General features: G+C 44.5%; 5 protein-coding genes. 3 read left to right on the top strand and 2 right to left on the bottom strand.

Annotated features, from left to right (window positions below; genetic code table 11):
* Positions 1-191 precede the first annotated feature (191 nt).
* The 3 genes from prmA to fis all read left to right on the top strand — a co-directional run bounded on the left by prmA (position 192) and on the right by fis (position 2,507).
* Positions 192-1,079, top strand: a complete 888-nt coding sequence (gene prmA / locus R7R78_RS23515; protein WP_138940498.1) for a 50S ribosomal protein L11 methyltransferase — start codon at positions 192-194, stop codon at positions 1,077-1,079.
* A 139-nt stretch (positions 1,080-1,218) separates the two neighbouring features.
* Positions 1,219-2,187 carry a tRNA dihydrouridine synthase DusB gene (gene dusB / locus R7R78_RS23510; RefSeq protein ID WP_005382505.1) on the top strand — a complete coding sequence of 323 codons (969 nt, stop codon included), beginning with the start codon at positions 1,219-1,221 and terminating at the stop codon, positions 2,185-2,187.
* A 23-nt stretch (positions 2,188-2,210) separates the two neighbouring features.
* Positions 2,211-2,507: a DNA-binding transcriptional regulator Fis gene (gene fis / locus R7R78_RS23505; RefSeq protein ID WP_000462885.1), complete on the top strand. Its 297-nt coding sequence runs from the start codon at positions 2,211-2,213 to the stop codon at positions 2,505-2,507.
* Between the two features lie 74 nt (positions 2,508-2,581).
* Here the strand turns inward: fis and R7R78_RS23500 are convergent, their stop codons facing one another.
* Both R7R78_RS23500 and R7R78_RS23495 read right to left on the bottom strand, forming a co-directional pair.
* The gene (locus tag R7R78_RS23500; RefSeq protein ID WP_225474318.1) at positions 2,582-3,739 is read right to left on the bottom strand and encodes an MFS transporter; all 1,158 of its coding nucleotides are present in this window, start codon (positions 3,737-3,739) and stop codon (positions 2,582-2,584) included.
* Positions 3,736-5,307 (bottom strand): ABC-F family ATP-binding cassette domain-containing protein, encoded by a 1,572-nt coding sequence (locus tag R7R78_RS23495; protein WP_225474317.1) that lies wholly within the window; start codon positions 5,305-5,307, stop codon positions 3,736-3,738. The genes R7R78_RS23500 and R7R78_RS23495 overlap by 4 nt, the downstream gene beginning before the upstream one ends.
* Positions 5,308-6,272 lie beyond the last annotated feature (965 nt).

Raw genomic sequence — 6,272 nt, 5'->3', positions numbered from 1 at the left:
GGCGCTGGACTAAACAAAGGCCCCCTTTTAGGGGGCTCACACAAAGCCACCTTCTTTAGAAGGTGGTAATTTACTTTATATGTACGCGAACGGCTCAACATATAAATTGGCTTATTTGGGTATATACTCAAACAAATCGTAGAGTTCTGGTAAACTCTGCGCCACTTCATTCACTTTAAGAGCAAAAACCAATGCCTTGGATTCAAATCAAACTCAACGCGACCAATGAAAACGCTGAGCAAATCGGCGATATGCTAATGGAAGAGACTGGCGCGCTGTCTGTTACATTCTTAGACGCGCAGGATACACCTGTATTCGAACCTCTACCTGGCGAAACTCGCTTATGGGGCGATACTGATATTCTGGCACTGTATGATGCAGAAGCAGACACTAACTTCATCATCGACCAAATTAAAGCGAGCAATATGCTGGCTGACAATTTTGCTTACAAAGTAGAACAGCTTGAAGATAAAGACTGGGAACGCGAATGGATGGAAAACTTCCACCCAATGAAATTTGGTGAACGCCTATGGATTTGTCCAAGCTGGCGCGACATTCCAGATCCTGACGCTGTTAATGTTATGTTGGATCCAGGCCTTGCATTCGGTACGGGTACTCACCCTACAACAGCACTTTGTCTTGAGTGGCTAGAAAGCATGGACTTAAGCGGTAAGACCGTTATCGACTTCGGTTGTGGCTCAGGTATTCTAGCGATCGCAGCGATCAAACTGGGCGCTGAAAAAGTGATAGGGATCGACATTGATCCTCAAGCCCTGCTTGCTTCAAAAGACAATGCTGAGCGTAATGGCGTTGTAGACAAACTAGAAGTTTACTTACCGCAAAATCAACCTGAAGGTCTCGTCGCTGACGTCGTTGTGGCCAACATCCTTGCAGGACCTTTACGTGAACTTGCACCTATCATCAAAGGGCTAGTTAAGCCAAATGGCGACCTCGCTATGTCCGGCGTATTAGACACTCAAGCTGAAGATGTTGCGAACTATTACCGTGACGAGCTTCACATTGACCCGATTGTTGAGCAAAGTGAATGGTGTCGCATCTCTGGTCGTAAGCAAGGCTAGACAAGGTTTTCAGAGCTAATTGTTTGAAATTCATACAATTTACAAAAACAATTTGTAAATGCTCAAATATTAGTCTTTTCACGCAGTGAAAAAATGCGTAAAATGCGCGCCCTTGCTGGTACAGAACTGTGATGACGTTTTGAAAATCGGAAACTATCAACTTAAGAACAATCTAATCGTAGCCCCTATGGCTGGTGTAACGGATAGACCGTTTCGCGAGTTGTGTCTTCGCTATGGTGCGGGAATGGCCGTCAGTGAAATGATGTCTGCTAACCCAAAACTATGGGGAACGTCAAAGTCGAAACAGCGCATGGTACACGAGGGCGAATCGGGCATTCGCTCTGTACAGATTGCGGGTTCCGATCCACAGCTTATGGCGGACGCAGCTCAATTCAGTGTTGAGAACGGTGCACAAATCATCGACATCAACATGGGCTGCCCGGCAAAAAAAGTGAATAAGAAGCTAGCGGGCTCTGCTCTGCTTCAATACCCAAACATTATCGAAGAGATTTTGAAAGCGGTCGTGAATGCAGTGGACGTTCCTGTAACGTTAAAGACTCGAACTGGCTGGGATACAGACAACAAGAACTGTGTCCAGATCGCTAAATTAGCCGAAAACTGCGGCATACAAGCTCTTGCTCTGCATGGCAGAACGAAAGCATGTATGTACAAAGGTGAGGCCGAATATGACAGCATTAAAGCGGTAAAAGAGGCGATTTCAATTCCGGTTATCGCGAACGGTGATATCGATAGCCCGGAGAAAGCCAAATTTGTACTGGAGTACACCGGTGCGGACGCTTTAATGATTGGACGCCCTGCCCAGGGTCGTCCTTGGATTTTCCAGGAAATCCATCACTATTTGGAAAACGGCACCACAATGGAGGAACTTCCAACTGAGGAAGTGAAAACCATTATGCTTGGTCATGTAAATGCTCTGCATGAGTTTTATGGGGAGTTCTTAGGTCCACGTATCGCGCGCAAGCACGTTGGGTGGTACCTGAAAGAGCATGAACAGGCAAGTGAGTTTCGCCGTACCTTCAACGCTATCGACGCAGCTCCGCTGCAAATTGAGGCGTTAGAAGGTTATTTTGATAACGTTGCATCATAATTAAGAGAAGAGCTAGACCGAATATGTTCGAACAAAATCTGACTTCAGAAGCATTAACAGTAACTACAGTAACGTCACAAGACCAGATTACTCAGAAGCCTTTACGTGACTCTGTTAAAGCGTCTCTTAAAAACTACCTTGCTCAACTAAACGGCCAGGAAGTAACAGAACTATACGAATTAGTTCTAGCTGAAGTTGAACAGCCACTACTAGATACTATCATGCAGTACACTCGCGGTAACCAAACTCGCGCAGCAACTATGATGGGTATCAACCGCGGTACTCTTCGCAAGAAACTTAAGAAATACGGCATGAACTAAGACCGTTTTTCAAAAAGTATTTGGAACAAGCCGTTACCTTTTTAGGTAACGGCTTTTCTTTATCTACTAAAACACTACGAATAACGCTCACTTTGTTCAGTATTACCAACTGGCTTTAAGATAACTACTGCTGAGCCAAACAATAGCAAAGCCACGAAAGCGACCCATTCATTGCCTACAGAATACGCGAAGCCCGCCAAGGCAGACCAAATCGCGACACCAAAGTGCATCATACTCATTCCAAAAGACATTAACACACCTCGATATTCATCAGATAAGCTTGCGATATGTGCTTGTAATGCCGGAGAACCAACCCCTCCAGCAAGAGACCAGAGCACTAGAGCTGGAAGATAAGCGGTCACCGCACTCATCTCACTTGAGAACACCCATGCACTGCAAGGTATGCACACCATTAAAGCCACTCGCATAACAGCTCGAGAGCTACCAAGCCAACGGCAAGCTCTCCCCACGCACATATTTCCAACCACACTCACGATCCCTAGAGCAGCATAAATAGCGCCCACCCAACCGAGCGCCAACTCGCTGGTATCTCGAATATGAAGGCCTATCAGGTTAAATACACCAATACCTCCCCCTAGGCCTAAACACATCGCTAGAATCGCCCTCAACGCGCCTGGAAGATGAATGACGTCTGTGATAGGTGGCAGAGTATCTGACTTCTTGGACTCATTATGCTTGTTGTTCATGGACACTACGCTCATGGCACCGACAAAAAGAGCCGCCACGCCCAAAATAATAAAAGCGGCACGCCATGATAAAAGCTGGGTCAACAATGCTCCGATCGCCGGGCTAGTTATCATACCTAGCGTTAATCCCGCCTGAACCATCACAATTTGACGCATCGCTCTATTACCCTTCGCGTCTCCCACTAACGCGAATGCAATTGGTAACATGCCTGCACTTGCAATACCAGTGATCACACGAGTTGCAATAGCAAGTTCAAAATCATGAACTATGCCCGTCGTAATAGACGCAACCCCAAATACAAAGCAAGCAGGCACCATGATACGAATACGCCCAACTCGGTCTGATAAACGGCCCAAGTAAGGAGCGCAAATTGCTATGGCTAAACTATATGCCGTAATAAATAAGGTCACCTGACTCGGTTGAACACTTAAATCATTTCCGATGGGTTCAAGAATAGATCCAAGCATCAACTCATCAGCACCAACAAGAAAAGCAACGAGAAATAGGATCATGGACTGCATCATAGCTCCACCTCCTGTTCTGTTTTCGATTCAGCACAAGTGAGCAACGAAATATCTAAAACTCTATCAGGCCAAGATTGCAAAAATGCCTTCTCATGAGATACCACAATCACGCTACCGGAAAAGCGCTGGAGAGCCTCTTTAAGCGCATTTTTGCTGCTGCTATCCAAATGTGTTGTTGGTTCGTCCAACAGCAAAACATTGCATTTCTGAGCCGATAAACAACACAGTTTCACCCGAGTTTGCTCACCACCGCTCAATGTATCTAAGTGGCGCTGCGTCTTATCCCCCGTGATCCCAAAGCGAGCTAATAGCTTGCGTGACTCTTTGCTTGAGATTGTTGGCGCACAAGAGCACAGCTCCTGTTCAGGCGTGTTCTGAGGATGGCGCCAAGACAAATCTTGAGAAAAATAACCAATCATTGCACCTTTTGCCAATACCACCTCACCAGAGAGTGGCTCGATCTTCCCCATCAGGGTTTTAAGTAAGGTCGACTTACCCACGCCGTTAAAGCCAGCAACAACCAACTTTTCCCCGCGCGCTAACGTGATATCAAATACTGGAAGCAGAGGCTGCTGATAACCGATCATCAACGCTTTTGCCTCAACCACATTCGGTTGCTCAATGGGCTGGTAAGCAAAGTCAAACGTCGATACTTTCTCTACATGATTCAGTTGAATACGTTCGATTTTATCCAGTTTTTTCTTACGCCCTTTAGCAAGACTCGCGTTAACTCCAGCGCCATTTTTGGCAATAAATTGCTCTAACTTTCGAATTTCATTTTGCTGAGCCTTATATTGCTTTTCTATCAAAGCACCATCGTGATGCTTTTGCTGCATTGCTTTGACATAAGTGCCGCTGTATTTTCGAACCGTTTGATAATCAATATCACAAATACTGGTCGCTACTTGATTAAGGAAATCAACATCATGAGAAACCAGTAAAACTGTGCCAATGTAATCATTGAGAAACGTGACTAGCCATTCAATGTGCGGAGCATCAAGATAGTTTGTCGGCTCATCAAGAATTAACACATCGGGGTTGCGAAGTAACAACCTGCCTAAAAGGACTTTGTGTCTTTGACCGCCACTTAGCGAGACAAGCGGTGTATCTAAGCCAAATTGATAAATGCCAAGACCTACAGCAACTTGTTCAATTTTGGTATTAATTGCATAGAAGTTTTCATCTTCTAAATATGCCTGTAGCCGAGCGACTTGGCTTAAAAGAGATGTAGAGTGAGACTCGGTCATCGCATGATACAAAGTCCAAAGCTTTTGCTCTGCAGCGTATAAACTCTCAAAAGAGCCCTTTAAACACTCATGAACTGTCAGCACATTATCGATCTTAAAATGTTGTTCTAAATACCCCACCTCAAGGTTTGGTAACCAGTCAATGCAGCCCTTATCTGCAGATAATTCACCGAAAAGCAGTTTCAATAAGGTGCTTTTTCCAACACCATTCGCTCCGGTGATACCTACTTTCTCTCCCACGTTAATTCGAAATGTCGCGTTGTTATATAAACTCTTATCAGCGATCTGATAAGACAAATTTTTAACTTGTAAAATACTCATGCTTTTAACCAAATAAAAAGGGCCGATGATCAATACCGGCCCTTATTTCAATACTGGATAATGCTTTGTAGCTGCTTAACAGATACAAAAAGGCCGATGATGAAATATCACCGGCCATCTCTTCTCTTTTATCAGGTGTACAGACGCCTGCGTATAACTTCAGCGAAGCTACCCACACATAAAACACCTGATGAAGATTAATTTAAGACTCCGAGCAACACTTCATCGCGTTTTTTGCACGGAGTTCAGCCTTCTTACAAAGCTTTTAAACAAGAGATATAACATGATTTACTGTCGAAAAAACATTCGATGCGAAGCGTACACCTTTAGAATAAAAAGTACCAGATAATTATTAAAACTATCGTGACTTAGACGAAGATCCACTGAAAGAAGACCTTTCCTCAGTCAATGTGCTAGGTGAACGACTTACTCAGCAAACACAGCTATGAAAGCACCTATACCGCTCACGTTATACGTACGTAGTGGTGGCTTTGAAGGTTGGAGAGGGTTAGAGGGAAGAAGTAGCGAATATACTTTAAGACACTGGCTTAAATAGATCGACAAAACAAAATCCATGTTTGGAAAGTTTTAAATGCGCTGAGTTTATATTAATAAGCGCCTATGGCTAAATCAAAACATCTAAAGCAGAGAAATCTCCCCCGAAAATAACATAACCTAGTGAATAAATTTCCAGGTAATAATAAAGGAAGCTTTGGTAAGTTAAGCGCAGGGGCTCAAAACTAGCGCTCGAGACTGCAGAAACCACACAAAACTGCGTTCCACTTCCCTCATAACAGGGCTTAGAAAGCATCGCCAGAGGGAAGCCGGCCTCTCGATGCAAGGTTTCAATATGAAAGTGGGTTTAAGGTAAGTCGGCGAACCAAAACAAAAAAAGCCTCAGTCTTTCGACTGAGGCTTAATATAAGTGGCGGAGTGGACGGGACTCGAACCCGCGACCCCCGGCG

It is taken from the genome of Vibrio sp. 2134-1 (assembly GCF_033339495.1).
This window is presented reverse-complemented; position numbering and strand designations above follow the sequence as displayed.